This window comes from Pseudobutyrivibrio xylanivorans DSM 14809 (assembly GCF_900141825.1).
GTDB classification, from domain to species: Bacteria; Bacillota; Clostridia; order Lachnospirales; family Lachnospiraceae; genus Pseudobutyrivibrio; species Pseudobutyrivibrio xylanivorans.
Genome location: NZ_FQYQ01000002.1, coordinates 64,142 through 82,938 on the forward strand (window position 1 = coordinate 64,142; position 18,797 = coordinate 82,938).

Here is an 18,797-nt window from a genome sequence, read left to right on the forward strand (position 1 = left end):
CATGTTTAATGGAGCCTGGACTAAATACTTAAACTACATATTGATTATAGTAACAGGCTCCATGCTGATATTATTTATCATTTCAAATGCTATTACTGTGACAACTGTAGCTGAGATTGGAGATTTAAATGAAAGTCTGTCTGAAGGTGGCAGCTCAGATGAAAACATGGCCGACCCTAATGGAGAAGTAATGCTTTCTTCAACTGGTAGTTCCGAAAATCCTGAACAAACTGATAATTCAGTGCCTACTGATACAGGAAATGAAGGCGGGAATGCTTCTGCAGAACCTACTGAGGTAGCAGAACCGGAGGCTGTAGCAGGTGACCAAAATTCAGAGTCAACTCCAGCGGATACATCGACATCAACAACAACTCCTACAGATGCTGATGACCCAGAAAGTTTAGGTACTACAGCTGATCCAGAAAATCCTGAAGTTAGTCCAACACCGACCCCAGAGGTTACACCAACACCTGAGCCTACGCCAACACCTGAGCCTACGCCAACACCTACAGAGGGGGCAGAGGAAGATGATAACGGCTGTATTTGTACAATCCATTGTACAGAGGACGAAGTAAATTCAGAATGCCCAGTATGTTCAGAGGACTATAATCAGTGCTCTCCTAAGGAAGAAGAGCCAAAGCCTGAGTGTATCTGTGACAAGCTTTGTAATGCAGCTGATTTTAACGAGGAATGCCCAGTATGCTCGGTGGACTTTACTAAATGCGAATTTGTAGAAGAGGAAGAAAAGGAATGCACCTGTGAGCATTTATGTGAAGAAGGGTATGTGGATTTAAGCTGTGAACTATGTGCAGAGGATTTCACAAAGTGTGAAGGTGTTGAGCAGGAGTATGTTGCTGTAATTCACTATTCAATTAAAGGAGAGTCTAAAAAGGAAAAGTTCCTTACCTTGGAAGAGGCTTTGAATGGGGCAAAGGAGGTTTCTGATGAGGTTCATAACAATGAGGATTCCAACTTTGTTCCTGTTATTGAAATCAGAGATGAAATAAGTGTTTCATCTTCCATTTCTATAGAGAATAACTGCACGTTAATTATCGATGTGAAGGGTCATAGGATATCTCTTGATTCTGGAGCATATCTGAATTTCAACAGCAGTAATGTAACTATCCGAGACAGCGGTACATCTGGAATTAATTATGGCGGTGACAACACAAGGCCAGGTGGTATTTCAGGTACCAGCGACAAGCTATTTGCAGGTTCAGACACGCTGACACTGACAACTGGTTATTACAGTATTTCCAGTGGAGTGCTATGCAGTGGCTTCTCAACGGTTACAGTAAACGACGCATTTTTGATTAATTCATCAGGTAGTCTTTTTGATAGCAGAACTACCTTTAATGTAAATAACGGTTTCTTTGTATACGACAGTCTTTATACAAGTGGTAACGAGGGCAGTGTTGTTTGTCCTACCAGTATGGTGCTGATGGAAAAAGCACTTACTATTTCAGGATATTCTGTTCAGGGCTATGGTCTTTGCTCAGCACTATTTAAAGTTACACTTCAGATGATTGGTGCGACAGATTATTATAGCTCAACATTTGCAGAGGCGTTTGAAACAGCTCAGAACCTTAGTAAATCAAATGATGGAGCCAAGACTGTTATCGCTATAAATGATGCAGTCGTTTCCAGTGTTGCCATTTCGCAGACATACTATCTGACCGGTAATCCAGATGGTTACGACCCAGTGGTACAGATTGACAATATTAGTTTCACAAGAGGTGGAGGAGATTCTGCAGGCTTTGATGGAACAATGTTTGTTATATCAGGTGGTGAGCTGATATTCAACGACTGTACAATTAATGGTTACATTTCAGAAAGTCAGGTAGCTGTTGGCTCAATGATTACTGTTGATTCGGGAGGCATATTATCTCTTGTAGGTTCAACAGGAGTGGGTACAGTTCTTACAGGAAATGTTGCACTTCTTGGAGCTACTGCAGGCGACCCAGCTTCAGGTGTTTATCTGAAGGGTGGAAGTAGAATGAAGGTTAATGGCTATATCGTTATTCATAACAATGTATGTTATAGCGAGGTAGCAAATCCAAATGGTGATATAGAAGGAATCAGGACCGATAGAAATGTCTATATGGATGTTAATTCTGCAATTGTAGTTGACGGTACACTTATTAGAACTGAAAGCTTCTTGATTGGAATAACCATGTCTACAGATGACATTGATGAAACCCAGCCAATAGGTTCTCTTTCAAATGATTACTACTTTGGTTTGGCAGCGGCAGGTATTTCAATTGTTGATTTGAGCTCCTTCTACATGGATACCTCGGCAGCTTATTACATGGAGATGGATTTCGATAACAATATAATCACATGGAGCAGAGGAGGTGCGCTACTTCCTGAAGCGGGAGTGTTTAGATTGGAATTTATTCTTTTATTTATGGGACTGATTGGATTTATTTTCCGAGCAGTACAAGAGACAAAGGAAGAAAGAAAAGAAGTAGTAAAGTACATAACAGTAATTTCTGTCACTTGTCTTTTGATAGGTGCTGGTATAGGTAGCTATCATGTCTATGATGAGCTTAAGATAATCGAGCAGAATAATCAGGTGATGGATAGCCTGGCATCTGGTGAAGGTAACAGCCAGTACACGTCAGGTGATGCGACCTTTGAACAGGAGGTAGTTACTGAGGAAGCTATAACTATAGTGGAGGATACTTCCACTGAAAAGATTGTGGAAGAGGTTGCTCCTAACAAGTCGATTGTCCCTGCTGATGGTAGAGAATATATAGGTGTTATAGAGGTGGAAAGACTGGGGATCAAGCTTCCAGTTTTAAGCAGCTATACAGATGCAGACATGAAGACTACACCTTGCGTCTACTATGGTACAAGGGAAAATGGAAACCTTGTAATTGTAGGACATAATTACAACAGCCAGTTTGGTGATTTTAATCTTCTTGATAGCAAGGAAGTTATTACAGCGAAGCTGACATTGGTGGATGGAAGTGAATATGAATATACCAGCAAGCTAATTGAAAATCTTGAGCCTGATCAGATTGACGAAATGCTGACAGGTGACTGGGACTTAACACTTTTTACTTGTAGTTATTCAGGTGATAAGAGAATAGCAATCAGATTTGACCTGGAGAGGTAGTAATATGGAGATGATGGGAATCGGCATTGATATGCTGTCCATCTTAATTACATTTGTTATTCTTGTGGGCGTTTTATTAGGTAAAAGAAATGCGATGAATGAATATTTTCCAATTCTTTTACTTATGAACGCCCTGGTTCTGCTTGCGGATATGGGTACTCTGGTTTTTGCAAATGATAACGAGACATTAGAGTTACTTCGTATTTCCGTTATTCTTCAAGGTTCTTTTACATATATAAGCATTTCAGGATTTAATCTTTATGTAGATAAGCTTATTACCAGAAAGCGAGGAAAACGTCCTGTATTTAGAGCAGTTCCTTTTGCTATCTGTGTGATAATGATTCTGTTTTGGATTTCGTCTTTGCTTCACGGGTATGCTTTTCAGATTTCCAATGATGGAGTATATAGTCAGGGGCAGCTATATTTCTTTGTAGTGCTTATTGGTTGTATCCTTGTGATTTTTATTTTCTTTAGGATTCTTTACAACCAGATAAATGGAGTTTTGGATGTAAATGTGTGCATAGCACTGTATATTTTTATTATTATTCCATTTATAGTACTATTTCCTGCTTTGCTGTGTGAGTGCTTGTCTATGCTATATGGGGCTATTACAGTAAGTTATCTGATAATGTTCATAGCCATTCATGTTACACGAGAGCAGACTATTGTGGAAAAGAAAATGGATGACACTATTATGCAAACGGATTTGATTATTTCTGAGTTGCAACCTCATTTTATTTTCAATTCACTTACGAACATTAAGTATTTGATTAAGAAGAATCCTGAGCTTGCCGTAAATGCAATGGATAAATTTACAAAGTATCTAAGAAGAAATCTGGATACAATTACGGATCAGGAGTTGATTACCTTTGAAGAGGAGTTAGAGCACACCAGAACCTATTTATGGTTGGAGCAGTTAAGATTTGGTGATTTAAAAATAGAATATAGCATTGATGAGGATCAGTTCCTTATTCCACCTTTGTCATTGCAGCCTGTTGTAGAAAATGCAGTAAGGCATGGTGTAACCAAGAAGATTGGTGGTGGAACAATCAAAATCTACGTGCGTGAAATGGAAGATTGTTATAAAATTACAGTAAAGGATGACGGAATAGGTTTTGATTCAAAACAGCTGGATGAAGAAATCGAGGCAGCAGGTATACATGATATTAGAAAGCGTTTGTATGAGATGAATAAATCAAAGCTTTCTATAGCAAGTACAGAAGGAGTTGGCACTACAGTTACATATCTTATCATGAAGGAGGACACTGAGGATGATTCTGTTCAAGGATGAGACACAAGGCGTAGAGGAAGCAGTTGCTGAGGTTGAAATAAAAGATGCACCTAAGGATGATTTAGAAACCGAGGTGGATTCTCTTTTAGAAGAACTTGATGAGATAGAAAAGCAGCTTGGAATGAAGCAGGAGTTTGAGGATATAGAGTTTCCTGCTCTAAAGCCAATAATTCTTCCACCTATTAAATATCCAGAGCCAGCACCTGTTATTACAAGAGCTGATTTTGCAAAGCTTGATGATGAGCAGTTTAATCTGCTTATGAAAAAGCTTAATAATGTTGAGCATATGGAAGCTGAAATGAAGGCAATGAAAGAGGTTATCGACGAGAGATTAAGCCTTGATTTTAGAGCTATGTATGACAACCTAATGGAAAAGACCAATATCGAAGCTATAAAAATATATAGAAATGTTCAGGCCGTGGTTATAGAAGAAAATGCCAAGCAAAATCAGGCATTATATGGACTTGATAACAAATCGGATTCACTGAGAAAGCGAATGAACAATGTGCTTATTTTTGCAACAGTATCATTTGTTGTTTCAGTGCTGGTTATGTTAATTACTATTTTACCTGCTTTTGGAATTAATCTGTTTTAGAGGGGAACCATGGAGGACAAAAAAACAATAACCATTGCTATTGCACTGTCAGCAGCAATGGTTTTGATGTTTATTGGGACAATTTTATATGCCAGAGTTCATAACAGACAGCAGGCAGAGGTTGAAGCAGAGCTAGAGCAGGAGGAAGCTAAGGAGGGCGAGGATGAATTTCCAAGGCTGAATCCCGATTTTGAGTATGTGCCTATAGATGTGACAAACATGGTTGTAAGAGTGGATGATGTGGATATGGATGCTGAGGATTCAGCCATCCATGATGTTGAGGTGGAAAATACCTATATCAATACCACGCCTTTATTACCAAGTATTATGAACGAGAGAGAAAAGGTTCTGAGAGAGTATGTGGACATCAGTGCTTTTCCCGACAGTTACATTCTTAATGAAAAGAAGTCTATTTCTATAAATGATTCTACAGTTTCTGTTCCAAAAGAGATTTATCTTTACAATGTGGGTATAGATAAATCTTCCAAGGCTACAGTAAATGTCACAGTGGAGGATGATGACAAGATAATCAAGTCACTTGGCTGGAGTAGTACAAAGCCAGATGTAGTTCAGCTTTCTTCAACTTCTGGTGAGACAGTGGACTTAGAGTATGTGGGGAAAAAATTTTCTGGAAAGGTGCCAGTATCGATTATCGTGACCTATGAGACTTCAAAGGGAAATACATCCACTAGAGAGATTACATTCAATGTGTTTGTGGAGAATGTATCTTATGGAGATGACCAGCTAAAGGACAGAGCTGGAAATGGATTATTCCTTGATAAAGCTGGTAAGAAGGCAGCCTATGTATCTGATTTTTCAAGTAATGAATACTTTTATGGTGAGATAAAAACTACTGGTTGGCAGACAATCGATGGGGCTACCTATTATTTTAATAGTGATTCACTCCCAGTAAAGGGCCATCAGATTATAGGAGGTTTGCCTTACGACTTTGGAGATGATGGTATTCTATCCTATGCCGTCGGAGATATGGGAATTGATGTTTCAAAGTGGCAGAAAGACATAGACTGGCAATTGGTTGCAGCTTCCGGTGTGGATTTTGCCATAATAAGATGTGGATTTAGAGGTTCTATTTCAGGTCAGCTGGTAGAAGACCCATATTTCAAGCAAAACATTCAGGGGGCATTGGCTAATGGAATAAAGGTAGGGGTGTACTTCTTTACCCAGGCCATCACAGAACAGGAGGCTATTGAGGAAGCATCAATGGCCGTGGCAATGTGCAGGGAATATGAAATCACGCTACCAATCTATATCGATTCTGAGAATGCAGTAAGAGGCCGTGCCAATAATCTGGACAAAGCCACAAGAACAAGATGTCTGCAGGCCTTCTGTGAAACCATAAATAATAGTGGCTACAGAGGCGGAGTTTACGCCAGTAAAAACTGGTTTTATGAAAAGCTCTATGCGGAAAGCCTGGAACAGTACAGTATCTGGGTAGCCCAGTATAATACAGAATGTAATTACACAGGAAAGACTGATTACTGGCAGTATTCCTCAAAGGAGACTATCGCCGGTATTACAGGCTATGTAGATGTTAATGTAGTAAGAGAATCTTCAGGAAAGTAGGTATAGAGCTAAGTAGTCGCACAGTTGACTGATGCTAAAAATGGCTGTATATTCTTAACATATGAATGGAGGCTATATGAAGGCATTGATTGCGATGAGCGGCGGCGTGGACAGTAGCGTGGCGGCTCTTTTAATGAAAGAAAAAGACTATGAGTGCGTGGGTTGCACTATGAAGTTATATGGCAATGAGGATGTGGATTTATCAGATACCAGCACATGCTGCTCCTTAGATGATGTTCAGGATGCAAAGGATGTAGCAAGAAAGCTTGGTATGCCACATTACACATGGAATTTTAAGGATCAGTTCAGAGAAAAGGTAATTGATAATTTTATAGATTGCTATGAGCATGCAATGACACCTAATCCTTGTATCGAATGTAATAAACATCTTAAGTTTTGTGAGCTTTATAGAAGAGCAAAGGAGCTTTCCTGCGATAAGATTGTTACAGGTCACTATGCAAGAGTTCGTAAATGCGATGGTGGATATCAGCTTTTAAAGGGCAAGGATGCCACTAAGGACCAGTCTTATGTGCTTTATTCTATGACACAGGACGAGCTGGCTCACACAGAATTTCCACTTGGAGAATACTCTAAGGACGAAATAAGAAAGATTGCTGAGGCGCATGAATTCGTAAATGCGAATAAGCCAGACAGTCAGGATATATGTTTTGTTCCGGATGGAGATTATGTATCAGCTCTTAAGAGATTTACAGGTAAGGAATATGAACCTGGAGATTTCGTGGACATGGAGGGGAACGTACTTGGCAGACACAAGGGCTTGGTTTGCTATACTATTGGTCAGCGAAAGGGACTAGGCATATCTTCAGCTTATCCACTTTATGTAGTTAAGCTTGATACTGAAAAGAATCAGGTAGTGCTTGGTAAGAATGAGGATTTGTTCTCAAGGGATGTTTATGTAGAAAACATAAACTGGATAGGTCCAGACCAGCTACCTGAGACTTTTAGATGTAAAGCTAAGGTTCGTTACAGAATGACAGAGCAGCCATGCGAAGTCCAGCGAGTGGGAGCTACATCAGCAAAGATTACATTTGATGAGCCACAGAGAGCTATAACACCGGGACAGTCGGCAGTATTCTATGATGAAGATGTAGTGCTGGGCGGTGGAATAATAAAGCATTAGAAGAAGAGGGGAACCTCTTCTTTTTTTGTTTATTGATAGGGTTTTTCAATAAGAAAAAAATGTGAAAAAAGTGTTGACATCTAACAAACATTAGTATACTATAACCACAGTTAGTAAATGCTAACCGAGAAAAATACGAGAGAGATAAACGATGAGTAACGAAGTGTTTGAGATGTTATGCGCCATGGACAGGCGAAAAGTAGAATTACAGATTGTTCTGCAGTGTGCACCTACTATCGCGGGGCTTAAGACTTCAAACCTTCTAATAGTTCCAAGAGATCAGGAAGATAAAGTGAGATTCCTTCTTAGACACTCCGGTCTGATGGGATACAGACTTGTGTATGACAGACATAGAGTGATCTTCCTGGTATTTAATAAGGATAAGCTCGTTGATTACTTATCTCGTAAGGATGTCAGAGAATTCCTTAAGGGCTATGGTTATAGAACAGATGCTTTTGGTTATAGCTTACGAAATTTTCAGGAGCGCTATGACAACTATGTTCATAATCGAAAGGATTTTCCACATGAGATAGGCGTTTTCCTTGGATATCCATTATGCGATGTAAAGGGGTTCATCGATAATGGTGGCGAGGATTACAAAATCTCAGGATACTGGAAAGTCTATGAGAACCCAGACGCGACAAAACAGCTTTTCGACAAGTTTGATGACATCAAAGATGAAATGGTTCGAAAGATTTATAAGAAGGAGAGAGTATTAGCATGAGTACAGTTAATGTAGTTTTTTGGTCACAGTCAGGAAACACTGAAGCAATGGCAAATGCTGTTGGTGCTGGTGTTACAGCGGCTGGTGGAGTTGCTAATGTAGTATACGTTGGCGATGCTTCAATAGATGAACTCAAGAATGCTAAGGCGTTTGCACTTGGTTGCCCTGCAATGGGAGCTGAGGTACTTGAGGAAGGTGAGATGGAACCTTTCGTATCAGATTTGGAAGGTTTTGTTTCAGGTAAGACAATTGGTCTTTTCGGTTCTTACGGCTGGGGAGACGGACAGTGGATGAGAGATTGGGTTGATCGTATGACAGCCGCAGGTGCCACTGTAGTAAATGGCGAAGGTGTTATCTGTCAGGATGCTCCAGATGGGGCTGCAGAGGCAGAATGCCAGGAGCTTGGAAAAGCTCTCGCTGCAATTTAATATCTACTGAGTTTTTTTGCTCAGACATTTCTAACTTAGTTAAATTTCCTTTTCCCAAGTTTCTAACCGGGTTTCTTGGGGAAGTTATTAGACTCCTTTTACAGCCTCCAGGTATGCCAGTGCCTGGAGGTATTTATTTGTCTAAATAACAATAGCCCAGCATTTTGCCAGGCTATTGTTTATTATCAAAAACTATTTCATCGTAATAAGTTCGTATTCACGAGATCCAATTCCCAGTTTTTCAGCATGCTCAAGAGTTTCAGCCCATGATACATTTGGGTTACTGTTGTGCCATACATCGCCGTGATCATGGAAATGTTCTTTAGCCATGTTATCGCCTAATTGACTGTTTCTAATTGGCTCAGCCTTTTGACAAAGATCTACGCAAGCCTGATCAAGCGCAACTGGATCAAAGGAAGCAAGCATTCCGATATCTGGAAGGATAGGAGCATCGTTTTCTCCGTGGCAGTCACAGTTAGGGGAAACATCTGTAATAAGACTGATGTGGAATGTAGGTCTGCCACTAACAACAGCAGCTGTATATTCCGCCATTTTTCTTCCAAGAAGCTGAGGAGCATCCCCATTATTGTTAACAATTGCATCAAATGCACAAGCTCCAATACAGCGACCGCAGCCCTTACATTTATCTGGGTCAATCCAAGCCTTTCCATTATCATAGCTGATTGCATTAGAGCCACATTCCTTTGCGCAACGCTTACAGTTCTTACATTTGTTTTCTATTACATGTGGCTGTCCACTATTGTGCTGCTGCATTTTTCCAGCACGACTGCCGCAACCCATTCCAATGTTTTTGATGGCGCCACCAAAACCAGCCTGCTCGTGTCCTTTAAAATGACTAAGAGAAATAAAAATATCAGCATCCATAACAGCTCTACCAATGTAGGCTTCCTTGCAATACTCACCATTTGGAACAGGAACAAGAATATCATCAGTTCCTCTTAGACCATCAGCAATTAGTATCTGGCAGCCTGTAGTAATAGTATTAAATCCATTAATATTGGCACAGTCCAAATGCTCTAAAGCATGCTTTCTGCTACCTGGATATAAAGTGTTGCAGTCGGTTAAAAAAGGAAGTCCTCCGCATTCTTTAACAACATCAGCTACTGCCTTTGCATAATTTGGTCGAAGGTATGCCAGATTACCTAACTCACCAAAATGCATTTTGATTGCGACAAACTTTCCCTCCATATCTATTGTCTCAATCCCAGCTTTTTTAATAAGTTTCTGTAATTTAGCAGGGAGACTAACCCCTAATACAGTTCTAAAGTCAGTAAAATATACCTTTGATTTCTCCATAAAATAAATAAGACTCCTTTCAAATGAACCCTAAATTCAAAACTAACTATATCTAAATCATACAACATAATTGTATAATAATCATAGACAAATTTTGGAGGTTACTTGATGAAAGATAAATTATTTGCAGACAAGGACTTTCTGCGACGACTTTTTAATTTAACTTTACCCATTGCATTTCAAGCATTAATGCTTGCGCTGGTGGCTGCATGCGATGCTGTAATGCTTGGACGAATTGAACAGAATTCAATGGCTGCAGTTTCACTTGCCACTCAGGTGCAGTTTATTCAAAATATGATGCTCTGTGCTGTTACGGGTTCAATTTCGATTCTTGGTGCCCAGTATTGGGGCAAGGGCGATAAAAAGACTCTTCATAAGATTTTTGGAATGAGTATTAGAATAGCATTTGTAATTTCACTGTTTTTCTGTGTTGCCTGTGTGGCTTTTCCAAGACAGCTTATGATGATTTTTGCCAGTGATGAAGCCCTTATATCCATTGGCGCAAGCTACCTCAAAATCGCAGGATGGTCATATCTTCTCACAGGATTTTCTCAGTGTTTCCTTGGTATTATGAGAGTTACTGAACATGCAGACAGATGTGCCATCATTAGTTCAGGTGCTGTAGTTATCAATATAATTCTTAATGGAATTCTTATTTTTGGACTTATGGGACTTCCTGCTCTTGGTGCTAAGGGCGCAGCTATAGCGACACTTATTTCTAGAATTATAGAATTGATTTGGGCGGTTATTTCATCCTTCCAAAAGGATTTCATTCATCCATCATTAAGGGATTTGGTAGTAAGAGACGCTTTGCTTCTCAAAGATTACGTTCGTTGTGGTCTTCCTCTTGCAGGTGCAGCTATGTTCTGGGGTGTAGGATTTACATCATATACTGCTTTTATGGGACATCTTGGCACCGATTCAGCTGCCGCTAATTCTGTTGCAGCAGTTGTCCGAGATCTTATGTGCTGCGTATGTGATGGTGTCAGTGCTGCAGGAGGAATTATTATTGGAAATGAGCTCGGCGCTGGAAATTTGGAAAGAGGAAAGCTATATGGACAGCGTATCTCAAAGATGTCTGTGCTAATAGGATTTTTTTCAACTGCAATCATTTTGCTTGTGACACCTTTAGTAGTTAATTTCATTATCCTTACACCAAGGGCAAAGCAATATCTTATAGGAATGATGGTTATTATGTCCTTTTACATGATAGGACGTTGCATTAATACTGTAGTAATCAACGGTGTCTTTGGTGCTGGTGGAGACACACTTTTTGATATCTATAGTCTTGCAGTTTGTATGTGGTGCATTGCTGTACCTATTGCTTTTTTGGGAGCATTTGTATTTCATTGGCCGGTACTTGCAGTTTATGCCTGCACCTGTTTGGATGAAGTTGGAAAATTACCTTGGGTTTTCTATCATTATAAAAAATATAAGTGGGTTAAGGATTTAACTCGATAATTATAGGACTGCCTAGTGCAGTCTTTTTTCAACGTTTTGTATGACTTACAGAAGCATGTGACACTTTTGTGATAATTCCTATGATAAATTATCACCATAGAAAATAATCATAGGGTTTGGGGAGGTTATCAATGGAGACTATAATCAAGAATAAGAATCAGGTCCCAAAGTTATCTACAGAGCAGATTTACGTTAACAGTGATGCAAAAAGATACAATGAAGTCTATGAACAGGTGGACAAGAGTATTGAAGAGCTTCAGTTGAATAAGAAGGATGCATTACATATGAAGCTTCTATATGAAGAATCTATCAGCATGGTAAAAGCTATCACTGGTGATTTCACAGCTATTGTTTGGGCTGAAAAATATGATGGAGAAAGCTGGCTTAGACTTGTTGGAAAGACTAACATGAACATAGATAAAAAGACAGATTTAATGTCTGTTTCATCCACTGGCGAAAATGCTCTTGCAGTTGGTTTCATGGGTAAGGTGAGAGATTTCGTGGAAACAGGGCTTCTAAGCTATGATGGAGTTATGAAGCTTCAGCAGAAGTATAATGGATATGGAATGGGAATATCAGGTTGCTATTTAGATACAGCTGTTGCTTCAAATCCAAATGCCTTTACAGGATTTATGTGGACAATGGATGATTATAAGAAATCCCTTAAGGAGGGAAATGGTGAACCTGAGACTACAGCATATTGGGATGAGCTTGAAAAGTCTATCGTAGCAAGCATTGCAAAGGATGTTGTAGTTGGTGTGGAAAAGAACCAGATCGAAATGGCTTTTATCATGGAAATCTAGATGATAAGCGATTTATGAAAAAAATGTGAAACAATCACAATTTATTGAGTATAAAATGTTGTTAGAGTATAATAATTTCAAAATATTAGGCCAAGAATCAAGGTCTTTATTGGCATACGAGAAGGAGTATAAGAATATGTTAAATATCAAGGATGAGAAAAATGGTGGAGATTTGATTGTGGAGCTCGAGGGAAGACTAGACACAACCACCTCTCCTCAATTAGAAGAAAAGATTAATGCAGTTATTGATGGGGTTTCAAAGCTCACTTTCGATTTAAAGAATCTGGAATATATTTCAAGTGCAGGTTTAAGGGTTCTTTTATCAGCACAGAAAGTCATGAACAAGCAGGGCAGGATGGTAGTTAATAATCCTACTGAGGAGGTTCAGGAGATTTTTGATGTAACTGGTTTTTCAGATATATTTACAATTCAATAAGAGTTGTTTGAGGGGTGGTTTTTCTACCCCTTATTTTTTGAGGAAGGGTTAATGTATTATGGGAAAAAGTTTTATTGATAAAAAATTTTATGATGCAATTTTAAATTTTGACGATAGCGACGAAGCACAGGAATACTTTTATACTTATATGGAATCCAGTACTGGCAAGGTGGCAAAAGATGGTCATGAAGAGACTGTAAGAGACAAAATACTTCGTATATACGCAACTCTGTTTTGTGAAGATACAGCCATGGCCAATGCACCTTATGCTGATGTTGATGATGTGGCTGATACAGCAGATCGTCTATATGTTGGAAGTGTAGGCTACGATAGTGAGCATTGGTATAGAATGAAACATCATTTTCCAGTAATAGATGATGATAATTATGACAGGTTCGCTGCACTTGTTATTGCTGACATGAATATGGGGCCTCTACATGATGCGGCTATGAATGATGGAGATACACTGGTGGTAGGAGAGGCAGACCCTCTTCACATGACTGCTGAACAGCGTAAAAACCAGAAAATTAAGTCAGTTTCAATAGTGTAGGGGAGGGGGGCAGTATGAATATATTAGCAGTAGATGATGAGCGCACTTCTCTTGATAAACTTACAAAGCTTGTGAAAAAGGCAAACAGTGACGCTAGTCTTTTTGCTTTTGATAGTTCGCTTTCGGCATTGGCAAAAGCCAGAGAAGAAGAAATTGACGTAGCCTTTTTGGACGTGAACATGCCTGAACTGTCAGGAATAGAGTTAGGAAAATATTTGGTAGAACTTAATCCATATATAAATATTATTTTTGTGACTGAGCATAAGGAATTTGCATATGATGCAATGCAGCTTCATGCCAGTGGTTACATCTACAAACCAGAGGTTGAAAAAAGGGTGACAAAGGAGCTTGATTCTCTTAGATACCCTGAGCTTCGAAAGAAGTACAAGAGAGTGTTTGCTCAAACTTTTGGAAACTTCGAGCTTTTTGTAGATGGTGAACCGGTGACGTTCAAATACAATAGAACAAAAGAGATAGTTGCTATTCTAATTAACAATCGTGGAGCTCAGACTACAAATGGAGAGTTAATTGCTTCATTGTGGGAAGATGATGGTGACCCAGAAAAGAAGCTATCGTATCTATGTAATTTGAGACAGGATTTACAGAATACATTTAAGAAGCTGAAATTGGATGGAGTTATTATTAAGCAGCGAGGCAGTATGGCAATCGCCAAGGATAAAATCGAGTGTGATTTATTTGACTGGCTTGATAAAAAGAAAGATTCCAAGTACCAATATCTCGGTGATTATATGAATCAGTACAGCTGGCCTGAATTTTTCCATGCAGAGCTTGATGAGATAAGTTATGCATTATACGAAGATGAAGACGCAGTATAAAGAATTAAAGGAAGTATTACTTGAGGGACGGACAAATCTTCCGCCCCTTTTATTTTTTCACATATGATGATAAATAAACATTGTGTGACATTTGTGTGATATTATTTATAGTATAATCTTAATCAATGAAGAAATCAGCGGATTTGATTGAAGGGTTTTATAGGTAGAATACTTATGAAAAAGTCTTTTGAGTGTGAAGCAACAATTGAAAATCTTGAAAAAGTAATGAGGTTTGTTGAAGGAGAGCTTGAGGCACAGGACTGTGATAGGGCTCACATTATGCAGATCACACTTGCTGTAGAAGAGATTTACGTCAATATTGCTCACTACGCTTATGGCAAACTTGATAAGGAAGGTAAGACTATTCCTGACACTGGTATCGGGCCTATGGAATTGGACTTGATGACAGATGGAGGACAGGTTTATCTTACTTTTAAGGATGAAGGTGTTCCTTATAATCCCCTGGAAAGAGAAAAACCTGATATTACACTGTCGGCGGAGGACAGGGAAATCGGCGGACTTGGAATTTTTATGGCGAAAAAGAGTATGGATGAGATTACATACGATTATAAAGATGGAAAAAATATACTTACATTGATGAAGCATATTTAAAGGGGAAAGAGGGGATAATGACAACAATATTCAAAAAGAAAAAATTTGGTATTCACGCGAAAGCTCTTGCTGGTATTATCGTATTTACGTTGCTTATCAATATCGCTATGTGTATTAGCGGTTCACTTGTTTTTGACAGATCAGTTCAAAAAATCTATAACGAGCGTGGCTATGTTGTTGCAAATATCATTTTACATCACATTGATCACGACAAAATTGCTGAGTATACCAAGACATGGTATGAGGATGACTACTACCAAGACATGGTAGAGTATCTTAAATCTGTTCAGGAATTTTCAAATGCTGCCTATATCTATATTGGCGTTCCAAGAGAAGATCATACAATTCAATACATATACGATTCAGGAAGCAATATGGGCTTTGTGGATCCTATTGCTGCGTCCTTTGATGAATTATGGAAAGTATACACAGAAGGAGTAAAACCCAATAGTTATTTGGTGCGACATTCACAGTATGGCTATCTTACATCAAGCTGCCTTCCAGTAGAAGATAGCAAAGGAAATGTCGTAGCACTTTTATTCGTAGATACGAACATGGAAGTTATTCATTCTACGCTCCGCAGGTTTATTATCGCAATGATTATAATTGCAATAGTTCTTTTGGGGGCATTTTGTTTTTTGAACTGGCACTATATGAACACTTATATCATCCATCCTTTGATAGTGTTAACAAAAAATATCAAGCACTTCGCAGATGAAACTACAACTGATGATTCTTTGAACAATATCAAAACCGGTGATGAATTGGAAGAACTGGCGAAGTCTGTTTATAGCATGGAGCAGGATATTGTAGAGTATATTGATAATATTGAAACTATCACAGCTGAGAAAGAGCGTATTACTGCTGAATTAAATGTAGCAGCAAAGATTCAGGCTGATATGCTTCCAAGAATCTTCCCTCCATTTCCAGAGAGAAAAGAATTTGATATCTACGCGACAATGACACCAGCAAAAGAGGTTGGTGGAGACTTTTATGATTTTTTCTTAGTTGATAATGACCATTTAGCCCTTGTAATGGCAGATGTATCTGGTAAAGGTGTGCCAGCAGCACTTTTCATGGTAAATGCTAAAACACTTATTAAATATCGAGCATTGATGGATAAAGTTTTTTCTCCATCAGATATTCTTTATGATGTTAACAATCAGCTTTGCGAAGGTAATGATGCAGATTTATTTGTTACGGTATGGCTTGGTATTATAGAAATTTCCACAGGCAAAGTAATAGCTGCCAATGCAGGTCATGAACATCCTGTTATCAAAAGAGCAGATGGAAAATTTGAGCTTGATATTTATAAGCATTCACCTGCAGTTGCAGCTATGGAAGGAATCAAATTTAGAGAAAACGAATTCCAGCTTAATCACGGAGATTGTTTGTTCGTATATACGGATGGTGTACCTGAGGCCACCAATTCCCAAAATGAGCGTTATGGAGCAGAGAGAATGTTGACAGCTCTTAATCTAAATCCAAATGCTAATATGAAAGAGCTGCTTGAGATAGTGGAGAATGACATTGACATTTTTGTAGAAGATTCGCCTCAATTTGATGATATTACAATGCTTAGTTTTAAATACTTATAGATTTCCTTGACAATTTCTTTATTAATAGTAGTCTAAAAGTATTAGTGGGGGGATTAGGCTTGAGAAAAATATGGTTCAAAGATAATCAGAATTTATTGATTAGATGGCTATTTGTTTTATTTGGAATAGTCATTAATTTGCTGCCTGCTTTTTTTACCAATTTATCAGGCGTTCCGCTGTTTTTGGACACGATAGGTACTGTTGTAGTTTCTTGTGTCGCTGGAATTTTGCCGGGAATTTTCACAGCAGTATTAACAAATGCGCTATGTAGTATATATAGCGATGCATCCATGTATTTTGCCATTGTTAATATCTTTATAGCAATGCTTTCTGCTTTATATATTGAACGTTATGCTTACCGAAGTTTTTTGTATAAAGTATTATTTGCACTAGCAGCAGGTATTATGAGTGGTGGAGTGGGTACTTATATTCAGTGGCATCTGTTTCTTTCTCCTGAAAACATTCTTGTATCAGACTCTATAGAACGAATAACCAGGGCTACAGGTTTCTCTCATGCAACTACATTTTTAGTTGTAAACACTGTCATTAATATTTTTGATAAGGGTTTATCTATTGGTATAGCATTAAATATCATTAATTTTATTCCTGAAAAATTTAAAGAAAAATTCATATATGCTGGCTGGAAGCAGCGTCCTCTTTCTAATGAGGAAATGATTGCAATCAGAGCATGGAGCAGAGACGCTAAACATTCTATGCGAGTAAGACTTACAATGCTGCTCTTGGGTGTTTCGGTCTTGGTAATTATCATGATGTCCATAATTGGAATGCGAATGTATTTCAACAGGGCTCTTGAAGAAAAAAAGGAGATTGCGACTTCGGCTGCTAAGTTTGCGGCTTCTGTTGTTGACCCCAACAAGATTGATAGATACATAAGATATGGAGAAAACGCTCCAGGATATAAAGCTACAGAAGAACTTCTTTATAAAATCAGAGATAACGCTGTTGGCGTAGCTTACCTTTACATCGTAAAAATTGAAGGCGAGGATATGATTTTCGTCTTTGATTTGGATGCCAGAAGCGATCATGAAAACTTTGGATATGAGGGTGACGAAGTTGGCATTGCTCCCGGAGAGAGAATTCGTTTAGATGAAGAATTTTTATGTTATGTAGATGATTTTAAGGAAGGCAAAGTGATTCCTCCTACAGAATCTGACAATTCTTATAGTTGGATAGTAACATCATTTTATCCGGTTTATGATTCTGATGGAAACTGTGTCTGCTATGCTGGAGCGGATGCATCGGTAGAATATGTTGCTGAATATTTGATGGAATTCATGTGGAGAGTACTTCTTATAATGGTAAGTATCATTATTACCATTTTGGCACATGGAATGTGGACTATGGGAAGATATCTTGTTTATCCAATCAGCAGAATCGGGCTTGGTGTGGAACGCTTTATTAAGGCTGGGGATAATCAGGTAGAGATTGATAAAGCTGTTAGAGATTTAAGAAAGATAGATGTTCATACAGGCGACGAAGTGGAAATGCTCTATCAATCTATCTGCAATATTGCTTTAAACCAGGCTGAGCAGATTCGAAGCATTCGGCATTTTACAGAGAATACTACAAAAATGCAGGACGGTTTGATTGTTACTATGGCTGATTTGGTAGAGAATCGCGATGAGAGTAGTGGTGCTCACATTCAAAAGACATCAGCCTACGTAAAGATAATTGCAGAGGGTCTTAAGAAAAAGGGGTATTATCCTGGCAAGGTTAACGATAAATTTATTTCAGCCGTTGTTCGTTCAGCACCTTTGCATGATATTGGGAAAATTAACGTTCCAGATAGTATCTTAAATAAGACTGGAAAGCTTACCCCTGAAGAGGAAGAAATAAAGAAAACACATACTACAGCTGGAAAGAAGATAATGGAAAATGCTATTACAACAGTAGCTGGTGAAAACTATCTTAAGGAAGCAAGAAATATGGCGGCATATCATCATGAAAGATGGGACGGAACAGGATATCCGGAAGGGTTACATGGGGAAGTTATTCCGCTTTCAGCAAGAATCATGGCTGTAGCAGATCAGTTTGATGTTCTTACCTCAGGTCAGAGCGATGGAATAAAGCATTCTTTTGACGAGACTATAGCACTCATTAAGGAGAGAGCAGGCTCTGAGTTTGATCCAAAATGTGTCGAGGTATTTGTAGATTCGCTCCCGGAGGTAAAGGTTATTTATAGAAAGTACAACAAAGAACATGGCTAAATAGCACTCAATTATGAAAAGGAGCTATATAGTAGGAAATGAATGATTTAACAGGCTTAGGGTCAACGGACC

The 18,797-nt window shown here is 38.7% G+C and carries 16 protein-coding genes; 15 read left to right on the forward strand and 1 reads right to left on the reverse strand.

Translation table 11 applies throughout. The features are described 5' to 3' along the window. Position 1: 1 nt before the first annotated feature. The 7 genes from BUA88_RS02015 (at position 2) to BUA88_RS02045 (ending at position 8,884) form a co-directional block, all read left to right on the forward strand. On the forward strand, positions 2-3,121 hold the full coding sequence (locus BUA88_RS02015; RefSeq protein WP_072911971.1) for a sortase: 3,120 nt from the start codon (positions 2-4) through the stop codon (positions 3,119-3,121). Between the two features lie 4 nt (positions 3,122-3,125). Then, complete coding sequence (locus tag BUA88_RS02020) at positions 3,126-4,412, forward strand: sensor histidine kinase (RefSeq protein ID WP_072911973.1); 1,287 nt, start codon at positions 3,126-3,128, stop codon at positions 4,410-4,412. Continuing rightward, on the forward strand, positions 4,393-5,007 hold the full coding sequence (locus BUA88_RS02025; protein ID WP_072911976.1) for a hypothetical protein: 615 nt from the start codon (positions 4,393-4,395) through the stop codon (positions 5,005-5,007). Before BUA88_RS02020 ends, BUA88_RS02025 begins: the two co-directional genes overlap by 20 nt. A gap of 9 nt (positions 5,008-5,016) precedes the next feature. Beyond that, positions 5,017-6,591, forward strand: a complete 1,575-nt coding sequence (locus tag BUA88_RS02030) for a GH25 family lysozyme (protein ID WP_072911979.1) — start codon at positions 5,017-5,019, stop codon at positions 6,589-6,591. Positions 6,592-6,667: 76 nt separating this feature from the next. Next, the gene (gene mnmA, locus BUA88_RS02035) at positions 6,668-7,732 is read left to right on the forward strand and encodes a tRNA 2-thiouridine(34) synthase MnmA (protein ID WP_072911982.1); all 1,065 of its coding nucleotides are present in this window, start codon (positions 6,668-6,670) and stop codon (positions 7,730-7,732) included. 151 nt (positions 7,733-7,883) lie between these two features. Next, the gene (locus BUA88_RS02040) at positions 7,884-8,456 is read left to right on the forward strand and encodes a DUF3793 family protein (protein WP_072911986.1); all 573 of its coding nucleotides are present in this window, start codon (positions 7,884-7,886) and stop codon (positions 8,454-8,456) included. After that, positions 8,453-8,884, forward strand: a complete 432-nt coding sequence (locus tag BUA88_RS02045; RefSeq protein WP_072911989.1) for a flavodoxin — start codon at positions 8,453-8,455, stop codon at positions 8,882-8,884. Before BUA88_RS02040 ends, BUA88_RS02045 begins: the two co-directional genes overlap by 4 nt. A gap of 192 nt (positions 8,885-9,076) precedes the next feature. On the opposite strand, the gene BUA88_RS02050 is transcribed toward BUA88_RS02045, so the two are convergent. Continuing rightward, on the reverse strand, positions 9,077-10,201 hold the full coding sequence (locus tag BUA88_RS02050; protein WP_072911992.1) for a DUF362 domain-containing protein: 1,125 nt from the start codon (positions 10,199-10,201) through the stop codon (positions 9,077-9,079). Between the two features lie 108 nt (positions 10,202-10,309). Here BUA88_RS02050 and BUA88_RS02055 point away from each other — a divergent pair, with 108 nt between their 5' ends. From BUA88_RS02055 to BUA88_RS02090, 8 genes are all read left to right on the forward strand, one after another. Continuing rightward, positions 10,310-11,662: an MATE family efflux transporter gene (locus BUA88_RS02055; RefSeq protein WP_072911995.1), complete on the forward strand. Its 1,353-nt coding sequence runs from the start codon at positions 10,310-10,312 to the stop codon at positions 11,660-11,662. 131 nt (positions 11,663-11,793) lie between these two features. Continuing rightward, the gene (locus BUA88_RS02060) at positions 11,794-12,465 is read left to right on the forward strand and encodes a hypothetical protein (RefSeq protein WP_072911998.1); all 672 of its coding nucleotides are present in this window, start codon (positions 11,794-11,796) and stop codon (positions 12,463-12,465) included. A 136-nt stretch (positions 12,466-12,601) separates the two neighbouring features. Beyond that, positions 12,602-12,901 carry an STAS domain-containing protein gene (locus BUA88_RS02065; protein WP_143151388.1) on the forward strand — a complete coding sequence of 100 codons (300 nt, stop codon included), beginning with the start codon at positions 12,602-12,604 and terminating at the stop codon, positions 12,899-12,901. A 58-nt stretch (positions 12,902-12,959) separates the two neighbouring features. Further along, positions 12,960-13,451 (forward strand): hypothetical protein, encoded by a 492-nt coding sequence (locus tag BUA88_RS02070; RefSeq protein ID WP_072912001.1) that lies wholly within the window; start codon positions 12,960-12,962, stop codon positions 13,449-13,451. Positions 13,452-13,465: 14 nt separating this feature from the next. Beyond that, positions 13,466-14,287, forward strand: a complete 822-nt coding sequence (locus BUA88_RS02075; RefSeq protein WP_072912004.1) for a response regulator — start codon at positions 13,466-13,468, stop codon at positions 14,285-14,287. A 174-nt stretch (positions 14,288-14,461) separates the two neighbouring features. Beyond that, complete coding sequence (locus BUA88_RS02080) at positions 14,462-14,899, forward strand: ATP-binding protein (protein WP_072912008.1); 438 nt, start codon at positions 14,462-14,464, stop codon at positions 14,897-14,899. A 17-nt stretch (positions 14,900-14,916) separates the two neighbouring features. Next, entirely contained in the window at positions 14,917-16,497 is a 1,581-nt protein-coding gene (locus BUA88_RS02085) for a PP2C family protein-serine/threonine phosphatase (RefSeq protein ID WP_072912013.1), read from the forward strand. A 59-nt stretch (positions 16,498-16,556) separates the two neighbouring features. After that, on the forward strand, positions 16,557-18,725 hold the full coding sequence (locus BUA88_RS02090) for an HD-GYP domain-containing protein (RefSeq protein WP_072912019.1): 2,169 nt from the start codon (positions 16,557-16,559) through the stop codon (positions 18,723-18,725). Positions 18,726-18,797 lie beyond the last annotated feature (72 nt).